Genomic DNA, 19,401 nt, shown 5'->3' on the forward strand with positions numbered 1-19,401 from the left:
CACCTGTAGCAGATGACTGTGGCACCACGCCAGGAACAGTGACGACCTGCCCGTATCGGACGTCGCCGGTGAGTGGGGCGGGGGCGTGAGCGTTTTTTCCGGATGGTCCGAGGGCTGTCTTAGGATGATCTTTGGCAAGGAGGAGGCGTATGAAGAAGCTGTTGATAGCTGCAGCAGGGTTTGCGATGCCGCTAGCGATGGGGGTCCTGGGAGTAGGGGTACCGGGGATCGTCTTTCTGCTGGCGGGATTCTTTTTGACGTTTATGGGGCCGTTTCTTTTGATTGATGCCATTTTGGGCTTGGCGGCGATGATGTCGGTGGTGTTGTTCGGCATCGCGCTGGGCCACAATGCCACGAACAGCTTGATCCAAGGCCTGCTCGTGGGACTGTGAAGGTGGTCTCAGGAGCGTGGGGGGAGCGAAAGCTCCCCCTCTCCCATTTCATGCGCTAGCAAGGTAGGGTTCGGTTCCTTTCGGGCGTTGAAGGCTCGCGTTGTCGGGCAATCCATCGGTGGATTGGCCGCGAGCCGTTCGCTTCACAGCGCACGGGTCATTCGTACATCAAGGCTCGGACGGGATCTTGGAGCGCCGCGCGAACGGCCGGATAGAGGGCGCCCACAGCACCGCTGCCCAATCCCACAGCGATCATCGCGAGCATCCACCGCAGCTCCATCTCCACTCGGAGCGAAGTGAGCCCATCCACAAACGCCTTCAAGAGGAAGGTGAGGGCGATTGCGAGGAAAATCCCCAGACCGCTGATCGCGAGGGCTTGCTTCTCGACGAGCGCGGCGATGAAGGCTTTGGAGGCGCCCAGACTCTTCAGAATGCCGATCTGACGCGTTTGCTCGAGCACGGTCGTGTACATGGTGAGCGTGACAAGAAGCGCGCTCACGATGGCGGCGACTAGAAGCATGGCCGTGAGGAACCCCTTGATCAAGGGATTGCCGTCGGCATATAGGCGTGGGAGATCGCGGGTGAGCAAGACCTGATGGTTCGGCAGTCGCCGTTGCAGCTCAGCGGCGATTCTCTCTTGGTCTTCCGGGCGCGCGCATTTGACGAGGAAGGCCGAACCTCGACCCGGAGCGCCGAGCGCTCGCTGCATCGTCTCCAGGGGGATCTTGATGCGCGGGCCTAGCGGAGGAGCATAGATGCCGACGATCCGGAACGGCCGATCGAAGATCTCGATCGTGTCGCCGACCTTGGCCCGTCGGGAGCGGGCGCGCACGACGTCAATGATGGCCTCGTCGCCGCCCTTCAAGCCGCGTCCTTCGACCAGGTGTAACCCTGTGAGGCGGGCATACTCCGGGTATGTCACTCCTTCGACGAGCCGGAGATCGAGGCCGCGTCCGGTCGGCTGCAAATACTGGCCGACCAGGGTGAATCCGTGAATGCCGGGGATCTCAGCGATCGTCGCCGCCAGCGTCTCCGGTAATGTGAGGGCGGCTCCGCTTGGCGTCAGCCCGGCCGTCCCGCGCTCGCGCACGAGGATTTCCACGCCCACGTTTGCTTCGCGCCGGCCGCGTTCTTTCAAGATGCCGCGCACGAGTCCATGGGTCATCATCGCGAGCAGCATCGCTACGGCGACGCCCAGGATGCTGGCCAGCGTGCGCTTGGGATGATGCAGCAGGAGGCTCACGACCAAGTTATCGCGCCAGCGTCCGCTCATCGAAGATCTCCCAAGCGATCTCTCCCGGCAGGGGACGAAAGCCCTTCGCCCGCGCCGCCTCGCTCAATTCTCCGCCGCGCGTTCCGCCGATCAGCTCCAGAAGCGTGGGCAGCAACGACAGGCTCTCATACGGGCGGGTGACCACGTATCCGCGCTTGAGACCCGTGTGCCGTCCGCCCCACATCATCCACGTCGCTTGCGACGACATGCGGTGGAAGCCTCCATGGTTGCCGCCCGGATTGAAGTCGCGGATGTTGAAGTTCCAATACAGACTCGCGTGAACCAGCATGTCGGGCTCGACGTTCCGCCGCCGTCGTTCGAAGAAGCGCAAAAGCAATGTGGATTCGGGGGCATCCTGATCAGTGCGACCATTTCCCCATGCGATGCCCTCGACCGCGCGCCATCGCTCCAGATACGCTTCCGTGAGGAACGTCCGCCATGGTTTCCCCAAAAGCTCGTAAAGCCCGACGATGGCGATCGCGTAGCGCGTGCGATGTACGGCCTCGATCCACTCCCGCTCGGTGTGAAATGCCTCCAACCATGCCCGACGATCGCCAGCGATGTCCAAGCCTTCATCTTCCCACAGCGCGAGCGGGAAGCCCGATTGCCACTCCCTCCGCTCGAAGGTGATCGTCCCGTCGGCCGATTGTCGGAGGCGGGCGATCGGGACATAGCGAAGGAGCCATTGCTGCGGATCGGCGGGCGAGGGCTTGGCGACGATGAGGGCTTGCCGCTCCTCGCCGCCGTAGAGCCAAACGACATCGTATCCGGTGTCCAGCGATGTCCCCTGCACGGCCGGGCGAATCTCCTCATACGGGATGCGCAACGCGATGAAATCCACCGGATACGGCGAGACCAGCGGTTGCACATTATTGCGCACGCGATGCTCTTTCAAGAGCCGGAGGACGTTGAGTCGGCGAAACGTCGCCGCTTCATCCAAGCGCCCGTCGGGGCCGAGATGGAGGGTCCCATCCTTCAACCCCACGACGTAGTTCTGCAACTGGTAGACCGAATTCCGCGGGCCGAACGTCCGCGGGGGGATGAGATCCTCGATGCGCCAGGCCTGCGGATCGAAGCGCTCGGGCGTCAGCGCGAGCAGATTCGCGAGCATTCGCAGATGGGCCTCGTACTCGGCCCGATACTCGGCCAGGTTCTTCATCTGCGCGTGGAGTTCCTTTCGCAACTCCTTGTGTTCCGCGGGAAGGGCGGAGAGGGTATCCCGCAAGCGCCGGAGCCATTTGTCCAGCGCCCATAATTCTTCGCGCACGTCGCGGCTCTCGCGCTCCCAGCGCGTGCGATTCCGCCGAAGAACCTCGAAGAAGAAGGCGCGAAGCGCGCGCGCTTCGGATTCGGGGCGAGGTCGTCGCATCTGCAGCAGCAGCAGATGCAGGAGATTCAAATCGGCATTCCGAAAGTGCAACATCGCCCGCTCGTTCCCATCGTAGTCGATGAAGAGCGTCGGATAGTGCGCGTGCCCCTTCAAGTAGAGCGATTCGCGGCTCGGGTTGACGAATCCTCGCGCGAGGAAGTTCACGCTGCGGAATTGAAAGTCGTGCCAATTCGCCCGCTTGGTCCAGACGTGATGCCCGCCCCACTCGGCTCGCGTGAAGTAGTTCACCAAATTGAAGCCCTGGCTGTAGACATCCGGACGCGTCGTGATGCCGTGATCGGAGACGAGGACGAGGACCGTCTCTTCGGGATATGGCCCCTCGCGAATGGCCGTATAGAGGCGCCCGACGGTTCGATCCACGCGCTGCAGCAGGTGTCGAATCAACGTCTCGTCGTTGTTCGTGTGCACGAAGTGATCGAAGAGCGTGTAGAAGGCGCTCAGGTAGCGAAAGCGTGGGTCCTTCAAGTTCGCCAAGAGATGCTCTTCATTGGCTTCGTCGAAGGCCTCGTGGGAGTCGGGTTTGCCGAGCCATCGGGCCAGCAATTCTTCGGCGGAATAGTGAGGGAATCGCGCCTGAAGCGTTCGCGCCAGAGCGGTCCAACTCGTCCCGCGCCGAATCAGTTCGAGTCCGATCCGCTTCTCGTCCGGTTCGTAGAGGTCCTCCAGAAGCGGAGCGCCGCGCTCGTCCAATACTTCCACGGCGCGCGCATGTAGGCGTCGGCCCCGCAGCAGCTCGTATTGGATGAGGACGTTGTTGATGTAGTCCTCCATGCGCCCGGTCGCTCGATCCAGCTCCACGTTCGAGATGAGCGGTTGTGGCCGTCCCGTCGCGAGCATGGCCCAGGAGGGCCCAGAGAGCGATTGTCCGCGCGTGTAGAAATTCTCGAAGACAATGCCTTCCTCGTAGAAGACGCGCCGAATCCATGGCAGATAGCTCTTGCCCGTTTGCGGATTCCGCTCGTGGACGTATTTCTGGAGGAGTTGGGACGAGAGTCCATCGAACCGCAACACGACGAGACGTCGGACGGACTTCGCGCGATCGCGGGGCTCGGCTGCGCCAACCGATAGCACGCGGCCGAAGCCTTCGAGGACAAGGGCGATGAGGACGAGACCGACCGATCGGCGAAGAGGCACCATGGCGAGATTACGGTTCTCTGAACTCGGAGCCGTTGGAGAGCGAGCGAGCGGATCCGTTGGACGAAGAGATCGCGCTCTCCCGCATCGCTCTCTCGCGCGCGAGCAAATCGCGCAAGGCCGGATCGGCCTCGCGCTCGAGAGCGAGCAAAACGCGCTGCGCCTTCTCGCTCCGTATTTCGGCGAGCGCGCGGAGGCAGTGCCACCGAAGCTCCGTGTCATGGGAGCGGAGGAACACGGCTTTGAGCAAGCCGACGATCTCCGGTCCCGCCAGCGCCGCGTGCGTGCGGAGGAATTCGACGGAGGCGCGCAATTCGGTCAGGTCGCGTTCCTCCTCCAAGCGGATGGCGCGTCGCACGGCGGCTTCCAGTCGCGCGCGATGAAAGGCGATCCGCCGCGCCAAATCCGCCCGCGCGCGCAGCTCCGGCGTCAGCTCCTCTCGATGCGTGTAGCGTCCGAGCGTCAGGACATGCGCCAAAGTGAAGAACGCGCGGGCCAGCGGCCCGTGATTCAACCGCCGGTATTCGCGTTGACGATCGCGCTCCAGGCGACGTGCGAGCATCGGCGTCTGAAGCGCCGCGCGCACCAGCGCCTCATGCTGTCGCGTCGCGATCACCGGTTGATATTGGAACGAGTTCTCCAGGACCGAGGCACGCGCTTTCTCTGCCTTGCGGGCCAGCACCGCTTTCAACTGGGGATCCAATTGCTCGTCGGCGAGCAGCAATGCGCTCAGCTCCGCATGAGCCTTCAACCGGCTCGGCTGATTCACATCTATCCCCTTCTTCCGCGTCACGTAGTTCAAGAGCGAGCGCGTGAGCAGATAGCTCAGATCGCCATAGGGCGAGAGGTTCAGCAAATACCGCGCCGAATCCGCGAGCACTTTCCCCGACGCATCGCGCGCCTTGACGTGAAGCGCGCTTCGGAAATCGGCCAGTAGGATCGGGATCTTCGGGAAGTCGAGGCCATAAAGGGCCAGCGGGATGAGTTCGACCGCGCGCGCCTCCGGATGCTCGGGCGTCACGCGCCGATTCTCCGCGTCCAGGAAGATCGTCTTCGTATAGCCGGACCATCGGAGCAGCCGCTCGTCCGTCCAGGGATTCTTGATGTTGAGGAAGCGGCCATTGAAGGAGCGCCGTCCGAAGTGCTCCTGCAGCGATTCCCGCGAGATCCACAGCAACGCATGCGATGGGGGCTCGCCCGGCAAACCCAGCGGCTCGAAGAAGAGCCCTTCCTCCTCAGCGCGCTGTCGCAAGAAATCCCAATTCACAGCTCTCCGTTCGCGACTCCTCTGTTCTTCCCGCGACATCAACTCGGCGAGCGTCGGCTCGCGCAAAAAGGCGCTGAGCATGCTCTGCTGCGAGAGGTGCGCTTTGATCCGCGCGATCTCGCTCTCGGTCAGCAGGGAGCCTCCGCTCTTCTCGGCGAGGGAGAGAATGGCCAGGGCCTTGGCGATCTGCGCTTCGCGGTATTCTTCCAGATTCCTCTGCGTTGTGCGCGGCAGAGCGCGAAAGGTCCAGCCCCGCGAATCGAGCACGGCATTTTGGACGAAGAGGCGAGAGGCTTTCCCCCAAAAGGGCCGTTTCGGATCGGCTAAGTCCACGGCGATCGGCGGCGGTGAATCGGCCTTCCGACGCGTCGTCACTTGGTGGTAGAGGAAAGGGATCGCTGCCGCGATCCGCTGCTTGAGCGTCGGTGGCGCATAGGTGTAAATCCACACGTAGCGCAGCAGATCGTTCTCGCGATCCTCGTCCCCCAGCGTATCGCGCAAGACCGAGAGGACGGGGATCGGCGCCGAATGCTCCGGCGACTGGATGTAGAGCGTGATCAATTCGGCGCCGTCATCGAGCGAGAGGCGCGTCTCCGTGATCCGCGTCGTTGGCGCAAGAGACGAGCGCTCAGCGTCCGCGCATCGCTCTTGAAGGGGACGAGCAAACACCGCATGGGCGAGGCCCAAGAGCAAACATCCGAAGATTCCCGCGCGCGCGACTCGTCGTGTCTTCATCAGCACCTCCACCACTTCGCATCGAGAGGTTCAATTCTAGTCGGCTCAAAAAGGACGCGTCAATTGCGGGCCTTTTTCGCCGTGCGCTGCCTCTTGGAACGACGCCTTCTTCGCTCGCGCGCCTCTATGCTATACTCGACACGGCCTGCACGGGTGCACGCTGTTGCGGCGCGGGAGGCGAAGACGGCGCCGCCTTCGCGGATCGCTCTCCTAGCCGGGGTGGCGGAACGGGTAGACGCTGGGGACTTAAAATCCCCTGCCCGAAAGGGCGTGCGGGTTCGAGTCCCGCCCCCGGCACCATCATCCATCAAAGACCACTCGGATGAGCGATCATCCCACGAGTCCTCTGGGCCAGAGTTTCAATCACAGTGCCATCTCGGCAACGCGGCTTCTCCATCTCGGATTTCGACTGGCGCGAGACAGCGAGGTGATCCCTCGAGGAGCACACTTTGAAACTCATCGTCCGGGATGATACACTCACACTCCTTGAGGTCCTGAAGAGCGATCATGCAAGCCGTCATCCTCGCGGGAGGGAAGGGGACGCGGTTGCGTCCTCTGACGGTCCATATGCCGAAGCCGGCGGCGCCGCTGGTGAATCGGCCATTTCTCTTTTATCAGCTCGATCTGTTGCGGGGGACGGGCGTCGAAGAAGTAATGGTTTGCCTGGCCTATCAACCGCAGCGGATCGAGCATGTGTTGACCGGCAGCGAGGAGTACGAGCTGTCCATTCGTTATGTGGTGGAGGCGACGCCGCTTGGAACGGCCGGTGCGTTCAAGAATTGCGAGGCGTACCTACAAGGGACGACCATCGTCTTGAACGGAGACATCCTGACGGATCTCGATCTCACCGCGGTCCTGAAGCGCCACTGGGAGGCGGAGGCGGTGGCGACGATCGTCCTCACGCCGGTGGAAGATCCCTCAGCTTACGGCGTGGTCGAGATGGCTGCCGATGGACGTGTGATCCGCTTCGTCGAGAAGCCGCGGGCGGGCGATGTCACTTCGCGCTTGATCAATGCGGGCATCTATATTCTGGAGCCGTCGGTGCTCGCTCATATTCCGGGCGGGAAGACGTTCTCCTTCGAGTACGATCTCTTCCCGCTTTTGTTGGAGCGAGGCGAGCCGGTGTACGCCTACGTCTGGGAGGGGTATTGGCGGGACATCGGGACGCCGCGCCACTATCTGCAAGCGAATTTGGACGTCTTGGCCGGGAAAGTGAAGACCTATTCTCCCGTGCGGCCGCCGCGCGGCCCGCGCTTCGACGAATCGGCAGGGATCGATCGGCTCTCGGTCGTGGATCCGAGCTGCACCGTGAAGGCGGGGGTGGAGATCGTGAATTCGGTCGTGGGACCTCATTGCTTCATCGAGGAGAAAGCCCGCATCGAGGATTCGGTGATCTGGACGGCGACGCGCATCGGCGCGCATGCCGAGGTGCGCGGTTCGGTCCTCGGGCGCGGTTGTCACATCGGGCGCGCGGCCGAGATCGCGCCGGGGACGTTTCTGGGAGATAAGTCGGTCGTGACCGACTACAGTCTCATTGGTGAGGAGAGGGAGTCATGACGCCGCTGCCGATTCGATTCGGGACGGACGGATGGCGAGGGCGAATCGCCGAGGACTTCACCTTCGAGAATGTGGAGATCGTCACGCAGGCCTTGGCGGATTTCCTCGGAGAGGGGGGAGGGGATGCGGATCGTCCCGTGTTGGTCGGATATGATCGGCGGTTCCTCTCGGAGCGATTCGCCGCGCGCGTAGCCGAGGTGTTGGCCGGCAATGGCCTTCGCGTGGGCTTGTATCGTCGAGATCTGCCGACGCCGATCGTCTCCTTCGATGTGCATCAGGAGCGGGCGCGCGCGGGGGTGGTCATCACGGCCAGTCACAATCCGCCGGAGTTCAACGGTTTCAAGCTCAAGGAATCGTTCGGTGGTTCGGCGCGTCCGGAGGTGACGGCCGCCGTCGAAGCGCGACTCGGAGGATCGCGGCCGCGACGGCGACCGCTCGAGCAAGCGGTGGCCGACGGCCTCGTCGAGTGGAGAGATCCTCCCGATGAAGCGTACTTTCAACGGTTGCGCGCACTCGTCGATGTGGAGGCGATCCGCCGTTCCGATTGGCACATCCTCGTTGATCCGATACATGGTGCTGCCGATCGCTATATGGAACGCGTCCTCGCCGGTGGCCGATGTCGCGTGGAGACAATTCGCGCCGAGCGCGATCCGCTTTTCAGCGGCGTCAATCCCGAACCCATGCCGCAGAATCTCGCAGCGCTCTTTGAAGCTGTGCGCGCGACGCATGCGACCATCGGCCTGGCGCACGATGGCGATGGGGATCGCTTGGCCGCCGTCGGCGAGGACGGTTCGTTCATCACACCGCATCAGATCTTCCCGCTGCTGGTTCAGTATTTGGTGCGAGAGCGTGGGGAGCGGGGGATCATCATTCGCACGTTCTCGCAGAGCGTGCTCGTGGATCGGATCGCCGATGCCTTGGGCTGTCCGGTGCGGGTCGTCCCCATCGGGTTCAAATATATCGCGGATTTAATGCTCACCGAGGATGTCTTGATCGGCGGGGAAGAATCCGGAGGGATCGGCGTGCGCGGCTATTTGCCCGAGCGCGACGGCACCTTCGCGGGCCTCCTTTTCCTGGAGGCGTTGATCGCGCGAGGGGAGCGACCCTCGGAGGCTGTGCGCGCGCTCTGGCGCGAGTTCGGTGAATTCCATTATCGGCGCGAAGATCTCCACATGCCCGTCGAGCGTGGCAAGGAAATTGTCGCCCGATTGACGGCGAATCCACCAGACCGCGTGGCGGGATTTCGCGTCGTGGACGTCCAGACGCTCGATGGAACGAAATTGCTCCTGGATGACGCCAGTTGGATCCTCTTCCGGCAATCGGGGACGGAGCCGGTCCTGCGCGTCTACGTCGAGGCCACTTCTGTGGCGAAACGCGATCAGATGATAGAGGCCGGCCTGGCGCTCGTACGCGAGCTGTCGACGCACGCCGCGGCATCTTCCGAAGGGGAGGAGAGCCGATGAAACGAGTGATCTGCACCTACTGCAACACGCACATCTACACCTACACCGGACCAGACGATCCCGTGCGATTCAAGGCCGAATATTTCATCCCGACGAGTCCGGCTTATCTGCGGCCCCAAAAAGGGGATCGAATCAAATGCCCCGAATGCGGGATCGAATTCGTGGGATTCTCCAATCAACTGAGCACGATCCAAATGCTCTCGGGGTGGCCCTTCCAAGGCACGGGCATGCAAGAATGGAAGAAGTGAGGGAGCTTGCGAGAGGGCGATCCCTCGCCTCGCGCTTTTCATCAGCGCGTTCCTCGGGGCCTCTCGGATTTCCGACGGCAGAGTCGCAGAAGCGGAGATGAGGTGCTCTCTTGGCCATCAAGAGAAGCACAGTTTGCTATCGCGATGCGCTTGAACGGTGTGAGCCGAATGCGGGTCCTTTTCGAGACGGCTTTGACGACAGGTGTTTGACAGGCCAGAGTGCGGAGGCGTAAAATTTCCTCCTGGTTTGACGTTGAGGGATCGGACGGTGTTGAGGGGCGCTCGTGAATGGCGGCACATCACATCGTCGTGTGGGGGATTCCCCCCCGTGGTCATGGGGCCTGCGGATGGGCCTCGTCCTCGTCGCGCTCCTCAGTGAAAGCGGTGCGCTCTCCAGCTTCGCCACTGGGTCTGTTGTGGAGTCCCCCCCACGACTGGAAGGCGCGCAATCAGCAGGGCGGCGGTATCGGCATGCCGAACGCTTGATGCGCGCGGGGGATTACGAGAAGGCGGCAGAAACCTACCGCGACCTGCTCGCCAAAAACCCCAAGGATCGCCCAGCGCGATTGGGCTTGAGTTATGCGCTCTTGAAGCTGGGGAACCTGAACGAGGCGTTCGAGCAGGCGGCCGAAGTCTTGCGCCAAGATCCGCAGAGCGCGCGCGCTCGCGCGCTGATCGGCTTGGCGCTTTTGCGTTCGGGGGTCTTTCGCGAGGCCGCTGAGGCGTTCGCCACGGCGCTTCTGCTGAATGAGCGCGAAGCCATCGCTTGGGCTGGGCTGGCCGAGATTGATTTCTTCGAGAATCGCACGGAGCTTTCGTATCAACGGCTGCGGCGGGCGACAATGCTCGATCCGAACGAGCCGGATTACTGGATCGCGCTCGGACGAGCCGCGGCCCGCTTGGAGAAATTCCGCGAGGCCGCCGAGTATTATGAGAAGTTCCTGGCCGTCTCCCCAAAGATGGATGTGGAGCGGCGGGAGCGATACCGTGGATTGATCGCCTTCTATCGCGCGCTCTCGTTGCTGGGCATCACGCACTTGCATCGCATCGAAGGGGAACGCCTGGCGCGCATCCCCTTCCGCTTGCAACGGGATCGGCCCTTCATTCAAGCGCGCGCGGGAAGCAATGTGACGCTGAATCTGGTCATTGACACGGGTGCCAGCATCTCCGTGCTCTCTTACGAAGCGGCGGAGAAGTTGGGGATTCGTCCCTTGGCTCGCGGCGGCGAAGCGCGCGCCGTCGGCGGAGGAGGGAAATTCCCCATCGTCTATGGATTGCTCGATGCGCTCGATCTCGGCAGCCTCCGCATCTTCAATGTCCCGATCTACATCCGGACGATTCACCACACGGCCACTCCTGAGAGCGAGAGCGAGGTTTTACGAGCCGATGGCTTCCTCGGGCTCTCCGTGCTCGCCAACTTCCGCGTTACCATTGATTACGCGGGGCAGACGCTCATCTTGGAGAGTGAACCCGCGGCGACCGTCGAGGCGCCTTCCGAAGGAGGAGCGGAGATCCCCTTCCGTACGACCAACGGAGGATTGGTCAGCGCCGAGGTCCGGTTGCACAATGGCGAGATCGTCAACTTCCTCGTTGATACGGGAGCGAGCGCGACGGTCGTCGGCCTGCACATCGTGAAGAAGTACAATCTGGAACAGCACATCCTTCCATCTCCGAAGATCCGCGTGCTCGGTGCCGCGGGGGTCATTGAGAACGTGGACTTGATCCTCTTGCCTTCGCTCTCGATGAACAGCTTGGAACAGCGGAACGTTCGCGCCCCCGTTCTCGATCTTGGAGCTGTCAACGAATCGGCGGGGTTCATGCAAGCCGGGATTCTGGGCGGCAGTTTCCTCAAGCACTTCCGCGTGACCTTCGATTTCTCGCGGGCGCGACTTCGGCTGGTGCCCCAGACGGAAGCGATTCGATCGTTGAATCAGAAGCCCTCGGAGGGATGAGGTGGCGAAGATCAGCATTTATCTGGAAACCTCCGTCATCGGGGCGTACCTCGATAACGAGGATCCCTTCCGTCGGGACCTGACGATCCGATGGTGGGAGCATGAGCGTCCGCTCTACGATGCCTACATCTCGCCGCTCGTAGTGCGCGAACTCGAGCGCATGCGCGAACCGCGCCGACAGGCGTACCTGAACCTGATCCGCGACCTCCCGCAGTTGGAGATCACTGAAGAAGTCGGCATTCTCGCCGAAGGCTATATTGCTCGCGGCATTTTCCAACGCAAGTACATGGCCGATGCTCTCCATGTGGCCGTGGCGTCTTTTCACAAAATTGATTTCCTGGTCACCTGGAATTTCGGCTATCTGGCGAACGTCTATCGTCAGGCGCGCGTGCGCTTGTTCAACGTGACGTCGGGCTTCTTCGTGCCGACGATCATCACTCCGGAATTCCTAGTCTCCGAAGTCGGATGACGATGTATCGCAAGCCGAAATTCTTGGAAGCCCTGCACGCCGTGCGGGAGCAGATGGCCCGCGAGTGCGATTACGATATGGACCTCTTCATCCAAATGCTCCGGCGAGAGTCACCGCCCGACGAGAATCTTTCGGACAAGACGTCTTCGGAAGCACCTCCATCGGTGCCTTCCTCCCGGAAGGCGCGAGTGAAGCGGAAGTCATAGCCCTCTGAGCGCTTTTCTCCCTCCTAGGGACGATGCCCGCCAAGTGAATGAAAGGGGAGCCCCCGCGCCCTCGGGCGAGGGCAGAAGCTCGGTTGCGGGGGAGATCAAAGCGGGGGCCCTTACTTCAGATCAAGAGGGTGAAGCCTCTTGATCTCGTCGGCGATCCAAGCAGCGGGTCTCAGATCGCCGCTTGTGTGCTCGGCCGCTTCGCTATGTCTAGGCGTCGTCCTCACGCCTAATGGCGAAAGCAAGCGCCATGCCGGGCTTCGCCTATGAGCACCTGCTCATCGGTAATTGCATGCCAATCCATATGTTCCCGCTCATCAAGTGCGTCCGCGAGAGGGCGTCCAATGTGTCGCACCCCTGCGGCAAGGAGGCCGACGAAGAGCGCGCGCCCCCTATGAGAGGACATCCGCCGTCAGATCGTCCTTCGCGATCCGGTGTGAGGCAGGTGGTTGAAATCGCAAGGCTTAAACAGAGGGCGGGCCCTCGGAAGATTCACCCGGGGACGATTGGGCTCCCTTACCATGATGTCGCCGATATGCGACGGCTTTGTCCCAGGCGAAAGCGTCGGCTATGGCCAAGGCGAATATGCCCTCGTCGTAGCGACTTCAGGGGTTCTGGAAGTAATTGTAACGCGATGGACGATGACATCAGGGATCGCGCATAGACAGCCTAATTGGAGTTGAACATTTTCGTGCGTCAGCGGATGAGCATCGGGTAATTTTTCACCAGCAGGAAGATCGCCACCGCCAGCACAAAGGCGGCGAATCCTTTGTTGAGCCGCTCCGCCGATGTGTGATGCGACAGCGCTGTGCCCACTAACATACCAACAGCCGCCAGCGCGACGATCAGAATCGTCATCGGCACATCGAAGCCGCCGCCATGCTTCATCTGCCCCAGCACTCCGGCGGCGCTATTGATGGCGATCACCACGAGCGATGTCCCAATGGCCTCCTTCATCGCTAGCCCGCCAAAAAGCCTCATCGCCGGCACCACGAGAAAACCGCCGCCGACGCCGAGGAAGCCCGTCAACGCGCCGACGCCTAAACCCGTCAGGATAGTTTTGCCGAGATCGAACCCTCGCGTTCTGTTGTCTTCATGCGGCTTCTTTTTCAACATCAGCAGTGCGATCACGATCATCAAGACGGCGAACAGCAACAGCAGCGCTGACGGCGAAAAGAGGTGGGTCAGCCGCGCTCCGAAAAATGCCCCGAAGATGCCGGAGCCCCCAAAAAGCAAACCTGTCCTCCAACGCACGTTGCCGCGCCGCGAATGGAGCACCACGCCGATAAGGCTGGTGGCGCCCACTACGGCGAGCGACATGCCTATGGCTTGATGGGGCTCGACCCCGATCACATAAACCAGCACTGGCACCGTGATGATCGAGCCGCCGCCACCAATCAACCCCAACGAGAAGCCGATGGCCGCGCTCAGTAGCAACCCAAGAATCAAGTTCCAATCCACCGCTGTTTCGTCAGCTCTCCTCTTCGCTCGTGTCTCGGGCGATGAAGCTCACCCTCGGCATAGGCATAAATGCACTCTCTCTCACAAAGATACGATCCCGATGGGCCGGCACCTGCGAGCCCGCTGAGTGATGTCGATGAAAAAGCATTAAGTGGACGAAGCCGGATTACCGGCGTCGCCATGGTCCCTATCCATATCAAGCGTCTGGGGTAGTCGTGCAGTTTGCCAGCAGCTCGGACAGGCCAACTAGAGAAAAGCCGCGCCTGTATCCTTACCCCGGCAGATTGCATTTATGGAGTTGTGAATCCGACGCAGGGAGGAAGGAGACTATGAGCGGAGCCGTTCGTCCGAGTATGCTCCAGCCAAGCGGAGCGGTCCTTGAGGCCGAGGTGAGTCGCAGCAGGATGCCGGCGGAGAAGTCGCGCCTCGTTCGCCTACCGGGATGGCTGAAATGGGGTGCGTTGATTGGGCTCGTGCAGATATTTGCCATCGCCACGGTCGCACCGCTTGGCGTCTCAACGGCATATCCGCAATTTGTCGGTTTCCTGCTCGATCGCGCCTTTCCCGGTTTCGCCGAACGGCAGCTCTACCTGCGCGAGATCGGCTCGGGAATCACTTGGGAAGTGATGCTGGTGGCGGGATTGTTTGTGGGAGCGCTGCTGTCGTTCATTTTGAGCCGCGCCAGGAGCAGGTTTTCCAGTCAGCCAGCCGTCGCGCCCGTCTGCGTGACGGGCTTCGAGGGCAGCCGAGCACGGCGCTATCTTCGCGCATGGGTAGGCGGGTTCCTCTTCATCTTTGGAGCGAGGCTGGCCGGAGGATGCACGACCGGGCACATGCTGAGCGGGATGACGCAGATGGCCATTAGCGGACTGGTCTTTGGCGCTGTTGCCTTTGGCACTGGGATGCTAGTGGCCAGACTCTTATTCCGTGAACCATCCCGGTAACCAACCAAAAGGAGAAGAGAGAAGGGCGATGACCACGACACTACTTTTAGGATTTCTCGCAGGCATCGGATTCGGATTTGCGTTGCATCGAGCCGGATTCAGCCGGTGCAATCTCGTGCACCGCGGTCTTTGGCTGAGAGATTTCACGATGCTCAAAGTGATGCTGACGGCCATCGTGGTGAGCTTGATCGGGGTCGGCGTGCTCAGTGCGTTGTCGCCGGAGCTGGTTCATTGGAAAGTCAAGCCGTTGTACTTGTGGGGTGTAATCGCTGGCGGGTTCATTTTCGGAGTGGGCATCGCGCTCGGTGGGTATTGTCCAGGGACTGCGGTCGTGGGCTTAGGCTCAGGTATTGGCGAAGCGATCTTGGCCGTAGTGGGAGGACTGATGGGGGCGCTGGCCTTCATCCTTGTTTATCCTTGGCTGAAGCCGATATTCATCGAACCGGCAAACCTGGGGAAGATCACGATCCCCTCTGTGTTGGGGTTGCCCGTTCTGCCAGTCGCTCTCACCTTTGCCCTGATGTTGATGGGAGTCATCTGGTGGCTCACGCGGCTAGAGCGAAGGATGCGGGAGCGCGCTGATGCGCCCGTTCAAAAGTAACTTGAATGTTCAGGCCAAACTGATGGAACGCATACTGAGGGTCAAGGCGATGTTTGATCCTGCAAGATCGCCTGCCGGCAGGCCTCCAAGGCTGCTCTGAGCTTCTCCTTCTCCTCTGGCGGAATCGTCATCTTTTCATCGGCAGCATAGCTTCGACAGAGTTCGATCGTTTTCCGCAACGTGTTGAGGAAGGCCGCGCATGGAGCACAATCGCGCAGGTGGCTCTCGAGATGCTGACACAGGTCGAGCTCCAGCTCACCGTCCAAATATTCGGACAGCCGCTCGAACATCTCACGACAGCTCGGCGCGATCCCCTCGACTCTTCTATCGCCCCTTTGCTCGGGCTGTTGCGCACGAGGCGAGAAGTATCGCTCGAGTTCCTTTCGCATGAAGAGGCGAGCGCGATGCAAGCGAATCTTCACGTTCTGCTCGGAGATGCCCAGCACATCGGCCACTTCTTTCGTCGAGAGGCCCTCCATATCTCGGAGGACCAACACCTGGCGGTAGTTCGTCGGCAGGGCCAGCGTCGCTCGGCGCACGAGCGCCTTGATTTCGTCTCTGAGGAGCCTGTCTTCGGGGATATTCGACCAATCGGGGATTTCAAGAGGCTTCTGCTCGCCTTGACCGCTGGGGAGGAACTCATCGAGCGAGAGTTCCTGTTCGGGTTCAAACTTGCTCTTGCGACGCATCATCAGGCAGGCATTCACGGCCACCTTGTAGAGCCAGACATTCAAGGCTTTGGGATCCTTGAAATCGAGCTTGGGAAGCGACTTGAATGTCGAGAGCAGGGTCTCCTGCAGCGCGTCATAGGCATCATCCACGTCGCCGCAGATTCTGCGGCTGAAGGACAAAACCCGCCCTTTGACCAGGGCGAAGAATTGCTCCAAAGCCTCGGCGTCGCCCGATTTGGCGCGGTGAAAGACTTTCAAGAGGCTCTCACCCATTGCCGGCTCCCCTGTATCCTCTCGCCTCAAACGGCATTTATTATACGTGACGCGATCATGATAACACGCAAGGGAGGAGCAAGCCATGAACGAGATGACCACTTCCAACGTCCGAAGTGTCACTCCGGAGCAGCTCAAGCATGAGCTGGACCGGGGAGGGAAACCATTCGTCCTCGATGTCCGCAACGAGGATGAATTCCAGCAGTGGCGCATCGAGGGCAAGGAGACCGTGGAGACACTTCACATCCCTTACTTCGATTTCATCGAAGATCCCGAGGCGAACATCAGCAAGGTGCCCAAGGACCGTGAGATCACGGTGGTCTGCGCCAAGGGCGGGGCTTCCGAGTATGTCGCTCAATTGCTCAGCGAGCGCGGCTATCGAGCCCGCAACCTGGCGGGAGGGATGATCGCCTGGGGCAACGCCCATCAGTTCATCGAAGTGTCCATGGCCCGGGAAGAACAGCCCGATATCGTGTTCTATCAGATCAATCGGTTTGGCAAAGGGTGCCTCTCGTATCTGATCGGCTCGGCTGGCGAGGCGATTGTCGTTGATCCGTCGCGCCACATTGACGAATACATCAAGCTGGCCAATGAAAAGGGGCTCAAGATCAAGTACGTCTTCGATACCCATCTGCATGCTGATCACATCTCCGGCGGACCCGCTCTGGCGGAGCGCGTAGGAGCTACTTACTACATTCGGATGGCGGATGCTGAGGGAGCGCAGTTCTCCTACGAATCGCTCCGGGATGGTCAGCAATTCGAAGTAGGGAATGTGACTGTGCGCGTCATTGCTCTTGAGACGCCCGGACACACCCCTGGCAGCACGACGTTCTTGGTCAATGACAAGTTCCTGCTGACTGGCGATACGATCTTCGTCAAAGGGGCGGGCCGACCGGATCTGGGCGGTCAAGCTGAACCCTGGGCGCGCGATCTCTATCGCACTCTCTTCGAGAAACTCGCTCCTCTGCCGGATGACGTGTGGGTGCTACCGGCGCACTTCTCGTCCACCGATGAGCAGAGAGAGGATGGATTGGTAGCGGCGCAGCTCGGGGAGATTCGGCGCAACAATGCGGTCATGCAGATCAGAAACGAGGAGGAATTCGTTCGATCCGTGCTGGCCAGCCTCTCCGAACAACCGGCCATCTACGGCAAGATCCGTAAGGCCAACCTGGGATGGATCCACGTTGATGAAGATGAAATGATCGAGATGGAACTCGGTAAGAATCAATGCGCGGCCAGCGCAATTCCAACAAGGAGGTGAAGGGACGATGACGACGATCAACTTCGACAAAGTGCTGGACGCCCGCGGGCTCTCCTGCCCACTACCCATTGTGAAAGCGCGTCAGGAGATAGCCAGTTTACAGCCCGGTCAGGTGCTCAAGGTGCTCGCCACCGATCGCGGATCGGTGAAAGACTTCCAGGGCTGGGCGAAGACGGCGAAGAACATCCTGCTCGTGGGCCAGACGACCGAGATGATTGACGGTAAGGAAGTGTACGTGCATTACGTGCAGAAGGTCGGGTGAGAGGCAATCGCCTTCGGCGGGAGAAAGCCCGCTACTTTCAACGAATTCGCGTGAAGGAGGAGAAAAGCCTATGGAATCGTTGATGGGACAAATAACCGAAGCCACGCTCGACAAAGAGTCCGTTCCCTCCAGCGATTCGCCCGCTCGCCTTGCCGAGAGGCTCGCCGCCGTCGAGCAGAAGCTCGCGGATCTTGAAGAGCGTCTGCCGGAGGATCGGGTGTCCATCGTCGTCTTCTCCGGCGACTTGGACAAGGTGCTGGCCGCTTTCATCATCGCCACCGGGGCGGCGGCGCTCGGCCAGCAAGTGAGTATGTTCTTCACCTTCTGGGGGCTGAATGCCGTGCGGCGGAAGAAGGTGACCGAGGGGAAGCCGTTCTTCGAGAAATTGATGGCGCTGATGTCGCCGGCCGACACGCGCGACTTGCCGCTCTCGCAGATGAATTTCTTCGGCATCGGCGCGAAGATGCTGCGCGCGATGATGCAGCGAAAGCAGATCAATTCGCTCGAAGAGTTGATCGGCCTGGCGCGCGAACTGGGCGTGCGGCTGGTTGCCTGCGAGATGTCCCGCGATGTGATGGGGATTAAGGATGAAGAGCTGATCGAGGGCCTGGAGTTGGGCGGCGTCGCCACCTTCCTTGGCGATGCGCTCAAATCGCGGGTCACTCTCTTTGTGTGAGGACAGGGAGGGAGAGGACCAATGAGCGCGAACGCGGTGGCGAATCTTCTGGTGCGAGTGGTCTTCGGCGTCGAGCGGGCGAGCGAGATCGTCAAGCTGGTGCCCGGCGTCGCCCTGGCCGCAGCCGTAATGTTCGTGGCGTTGCCGCTGGCTGACCTTGTCGGGCGATGGGTCCTCAGCCTTCAAGGCATTGATCCGACCGGCAAGGCCAGCCCCGTCTCCGGCGTGTTGATGGCCATCGTCATCGGTATGCTCTTGCGCAACACCATCGCTCTGCCGGAGTGGATCAAACCCGGCATTCACTTCAGCGTCACCAAGATCCTGCGGCTGGGCATCATCCTGGTGGGCATCAAGCTCAGCTTAGTGGATGTCCTCAAGCTCGGCGGTTATGGAATCCCCATCGTCCTCGGAGTGATCGCTTCGGGCTTAGTGTTCGTGAATTGGTTCAACCGGCTGCTCCGCTTGCCGGAGCGATTGGGGACATTGATCGCGGCGGGCACCGGGATTTGTGGAGTAACCGCCATCGTCTCTACGGCGCCCGCCATTGATGCGGAAGATCGCGAAGTGGCCTATGCCGTGGCCAACGTCACGCTCTTCGGTTTGGTGGGCATGTTCCTGTACCCCTACGTGGCCCCTTTGCTGCTACAGACCTCGGAACAGGTCGGCCTGTTTTTGGGAACGGCCGTGCACGAAACGTCGCAAGTGGTCGGCGCGGCCTTGACCTACAAGGAAGTGTTCAATGACGATACCGCGTTTAAAGCGGCGGTGGTCACGAAGCTGACGCGCAATCTGTTCCTCATTGCCGTAGTGCCCGCGCTGGCTTTGTACTATTTGCGCCACAATCAGAAGGGCGGCAGCCACAACGCTCGCGTGAGCCTCACCAAGCTCTTCCCGATGTTCGTTATTGGGTTCATCGCCATGGCGGTGCTCCGCTCCCTTGGGGACGCGGGGGTGCAACACGGTGCTGCGTTTGGCCTTTTTGAGGCTTCGACATGGAATGCCTTGACTAAGAGCATCGGCGAAGTGTGGGGCTCGCAATATCTGCTCGGCACGGCCATGGCGGCCGTCGGCTTGGGGACCAACTTCTCGGTGTTCAAGAGCGTCGGCTTGAAACCCTTCGCCGTCGGATTTGTGGGCGCCTTGTTGGTCGGGGTCGTTGG

At 61.0% G+C, this 19,401-nt stretch carries 18 protein-coding genes and 1 tRNA gene; 14 read left to right on the plus strand and 5 right to left on the minus strand.

The window, feature by feature from the left end:
* Positions 1-149: 149 nt before the first annotated feature.
* A complete protein-coding gene (locus NZ746_07690; GenBank protein ID MCS6817246.1) occupies positions 150-392 on the plus strand; it encodes a hypothetical protein in 243 nt (80 codons plus the stop codon).
* A gap of 157 nt (positions 393-549) precedes the next feature.
* Here the strand turns inward: NZ746_07690 and NZ746_07695 are convergent, their stop codons facing one another.
* The 3 genes from NZ746_07695 to NZ746_07705 are packed head-to-tail and all read right to left on the minus strand — an operon-like array spanning position 550 to position 6,191.
* On the minus strand, positions 550-1,665 hold the full coding sequence (locus NZ746_07695) for an ABC transporter permease (GenBank protein ID MCS6817247.1): 1,116 nt from the start codon (positions 1,663-1,665) through the stop codon (positions 550-552).
* The gene (locus NZ746_07700; protein MCS6817248.1) at positions 1,643-4,192 is read right to left on the minus strand and encodes an alkaline phosphatase family protein; all 2,550 of its coding nucleotides are present in this window, start codon (positions 4,190-4,192) and stop codon (positions 1,643-1,645) included. Before NZ746_07700 ends, NZ746_07695 begins: the two co-directional genes overlap by 23 nt.
* 7 nt (positions 4,193-4,199) lie before the next feature.
* Positions 4,200-6,191 carry a hypothetical protein gene (locus tag NZ746_07705; protein ID MCS6817249.1) on the minus strand — a complete coding sequence of 664 codons (1,992 nt, stop codon included), beginning with the start codon at positions 6,189-6,191 and terminating at the stop codon, positions 4,200-4,202.
* A 213-nt stretch (positions 6,192-6,404) separates the two neighbouring features.
* Between NZ746_07705 and NZ746_07710 the strand changes: the two genes are divergently transcribed.
* From NZ746_07710 to NZ746_07740, 7 genes are all read left to right on the plus strand, one after another.
* A tRNA-Leu gene (locus NZ746_07710) sits at positions 6,405-6,491 on the plus strand.
* 207 nt (positions 6,492-6,698) lie between these two features.
* Entirely contained in the window at positions 6,699-7,748 is a 1,050-nt protein-coding gene (locus NZ746_07715; protein ID MCS6817250.1) for an NDP-sugar synthase, read from the plus strand.
* Positions 7,745-9,211: a phosphoglucomutase/phosphomannomutase family protein gene (locus NZ746_07720; protein MCS6817251.1), complete on the plus strand. Its 1,467-nt coding sequence runs from the start codon at positions 7,745-7,747 to the stop codon at positions 9,209-9,211. The genes NZ746_07715 and NZ746_07720 overlap by 4 nt, the downstream gene beginning before the upstream one ends.
* A complete protein-coding gene (locus tag NZ746_07725) occupies positions 9,208-9,459 on the plus strand; it encodes a hypothetical protein (GenBank protein ID MCS6817252.1) in 252 nt (83 codons plus the stop codon). The genes NZ746_07720 and NZ746_07725 overlap by 4 nt, the downstream gene beginning before the upstream one ends.
* Before the next feature lie 347 nt (positions 9,460-9,806).
* A complete protein-coding gene (locus tag NZ746_07730; GenBank protein ID MCS6817253.1) occupies positions 9,807-11,411 on the plus strand; it encodes an aspartyl protease family protein in 1,605 nt (534 codons plus the stop codon).
* Position 11,412: 1 nt separating this feature from the next.
* A complete protein-coding gene (locus NZ746_07735) occupies positions 11,413-11,880 on the plus strand; it encodes a type II toxin-antitoxin system VapC family toxin (protein MCS6817254.1) in 468 nt (155 codons plus the stop codon).
* Positions 11,877-12,086, plus strand: a complete 210-nt coding sequence (locus NZ746_07740; GenBank protein MCS6817255.1) for a hypothetical protein — start codon at positions 11,877-11,879, stop codon at positions 12,084-12,086. Before NZ746_07735 ends, NZ746_07740 begins: the two co-directional genes overlap by 4 nt.
* Before the next feature lie 702 nt (positions 12,087-12,788).
* Here the strand turns inward: NZ746_07740 and NZ746_07745 are convergent.
* Complete coding sequence (locus NZ746_07745; protein MCS6817256.1) at positions 12,789-13,553, minus strand: sulfite exporter TauE/SafE family protein; 765 nt, start codon at positions 13,551-13,553, stop codon at positions 12,789-12,791.
* Between the two features lie 329 nt (positions 13,554-13,882).
* Here NZ746_07745 and NZ746_07750 point away from each other — a divergent pair, with 329 nt between their 5' ends.
* Positions 13,883-14,497 (plus strand): YeeE/YedE family protein, encoded by a 615-nt coding sequence (locus tag NZ746_07750; protein ID MCS6817257.1) that lies wholly within the window; start codon positions 13,883-13,885, stop codon positions 14,495-14,497.
* A 28-nt stretch (positions 14,498-14,525) separates the two neighbouring features.
* Positions 14,526-15,098, plus strand: coding sequence for a YeeE/YedE family protein (locus tag NZ746_07755; protein MCS6817258.1), 573 nt, complete (start codon positions 14,526-14,528; stop codon positions 15,096-15,098).
* 41 nt (positions 15,099-15,139) lie between these two features.
* On the opposite strand, the gene NZ746_07760 is transcribed toward NZ746_07755, so the two are convergent.
* A complete protein-coding gene (locus NZ746_07760; GenBank protein ID MCS6817259.1) occupies positions 15,140-16,042 on the minus strand; it encodes a sigma-70 family RNA polymerase sigma factor in 903 nt (300 codons plus the stop codon).
* 85 nt (positions 16,043-16,127) lie between these two features.
* Here NZ746_07760 and NZ746_07765 point away from each other — a divergent pair, with 85 nt between their 5' ends.
* The 4 genes from NZ746_07765 to NZ746_07780 all read left to right on the plus strand — a co-directional run.
* Positions 16,128-17,303, plus strand: a complete 1,176-nt coding sequence (locus NZ746_07765) for an MBL fold metallo-hydrolase (GenBank protein MCS6817260.1) — start codon at positions 16,128-16,130, stop codon at positions 17,301-17,303.
* Between the two features lie 7 nt (positions 17,304-17,310).
* Entirely contained in the window at positions 17,311-17,565 is a 255-nt protein-coding gene (locus NZ746_07770; GenBank protein ID MCS6817261.1) for a sulfurtransferase TusA family protein, read from the plus strand.
* Positions 17,566-17,635: 70 nt separating this feature from the next.
* On the plus strand, positions 17,636-18,241 hold the full coding sequence (locus NZ746_07775) for a DsrE/DsrF/DrsH-like family protein (protein ID MCS6817262.1): 606 nt from the start codon (positions 17,636-17,638) through the stop codon (positions 18,239-18,241).
* A gap of 21 nt (positions 18,242-18,262) precedes the next feature.
* A partial coding sequence (locus NZ746_07780; protein MCS6817263.1) for a putative sulfate exporter family transporter occupies positions 18,263-19,401 on the plus strand: 1,139 nt, incomplete at its 3' end.

This window comes from Blastocatellia bacterium, assembly GCA_025055075.1.
Classification (GTDB): domain Bacteria; phylum Acidobacteriota; class Blastocatellia; order HR10; family HR10; genus HR10.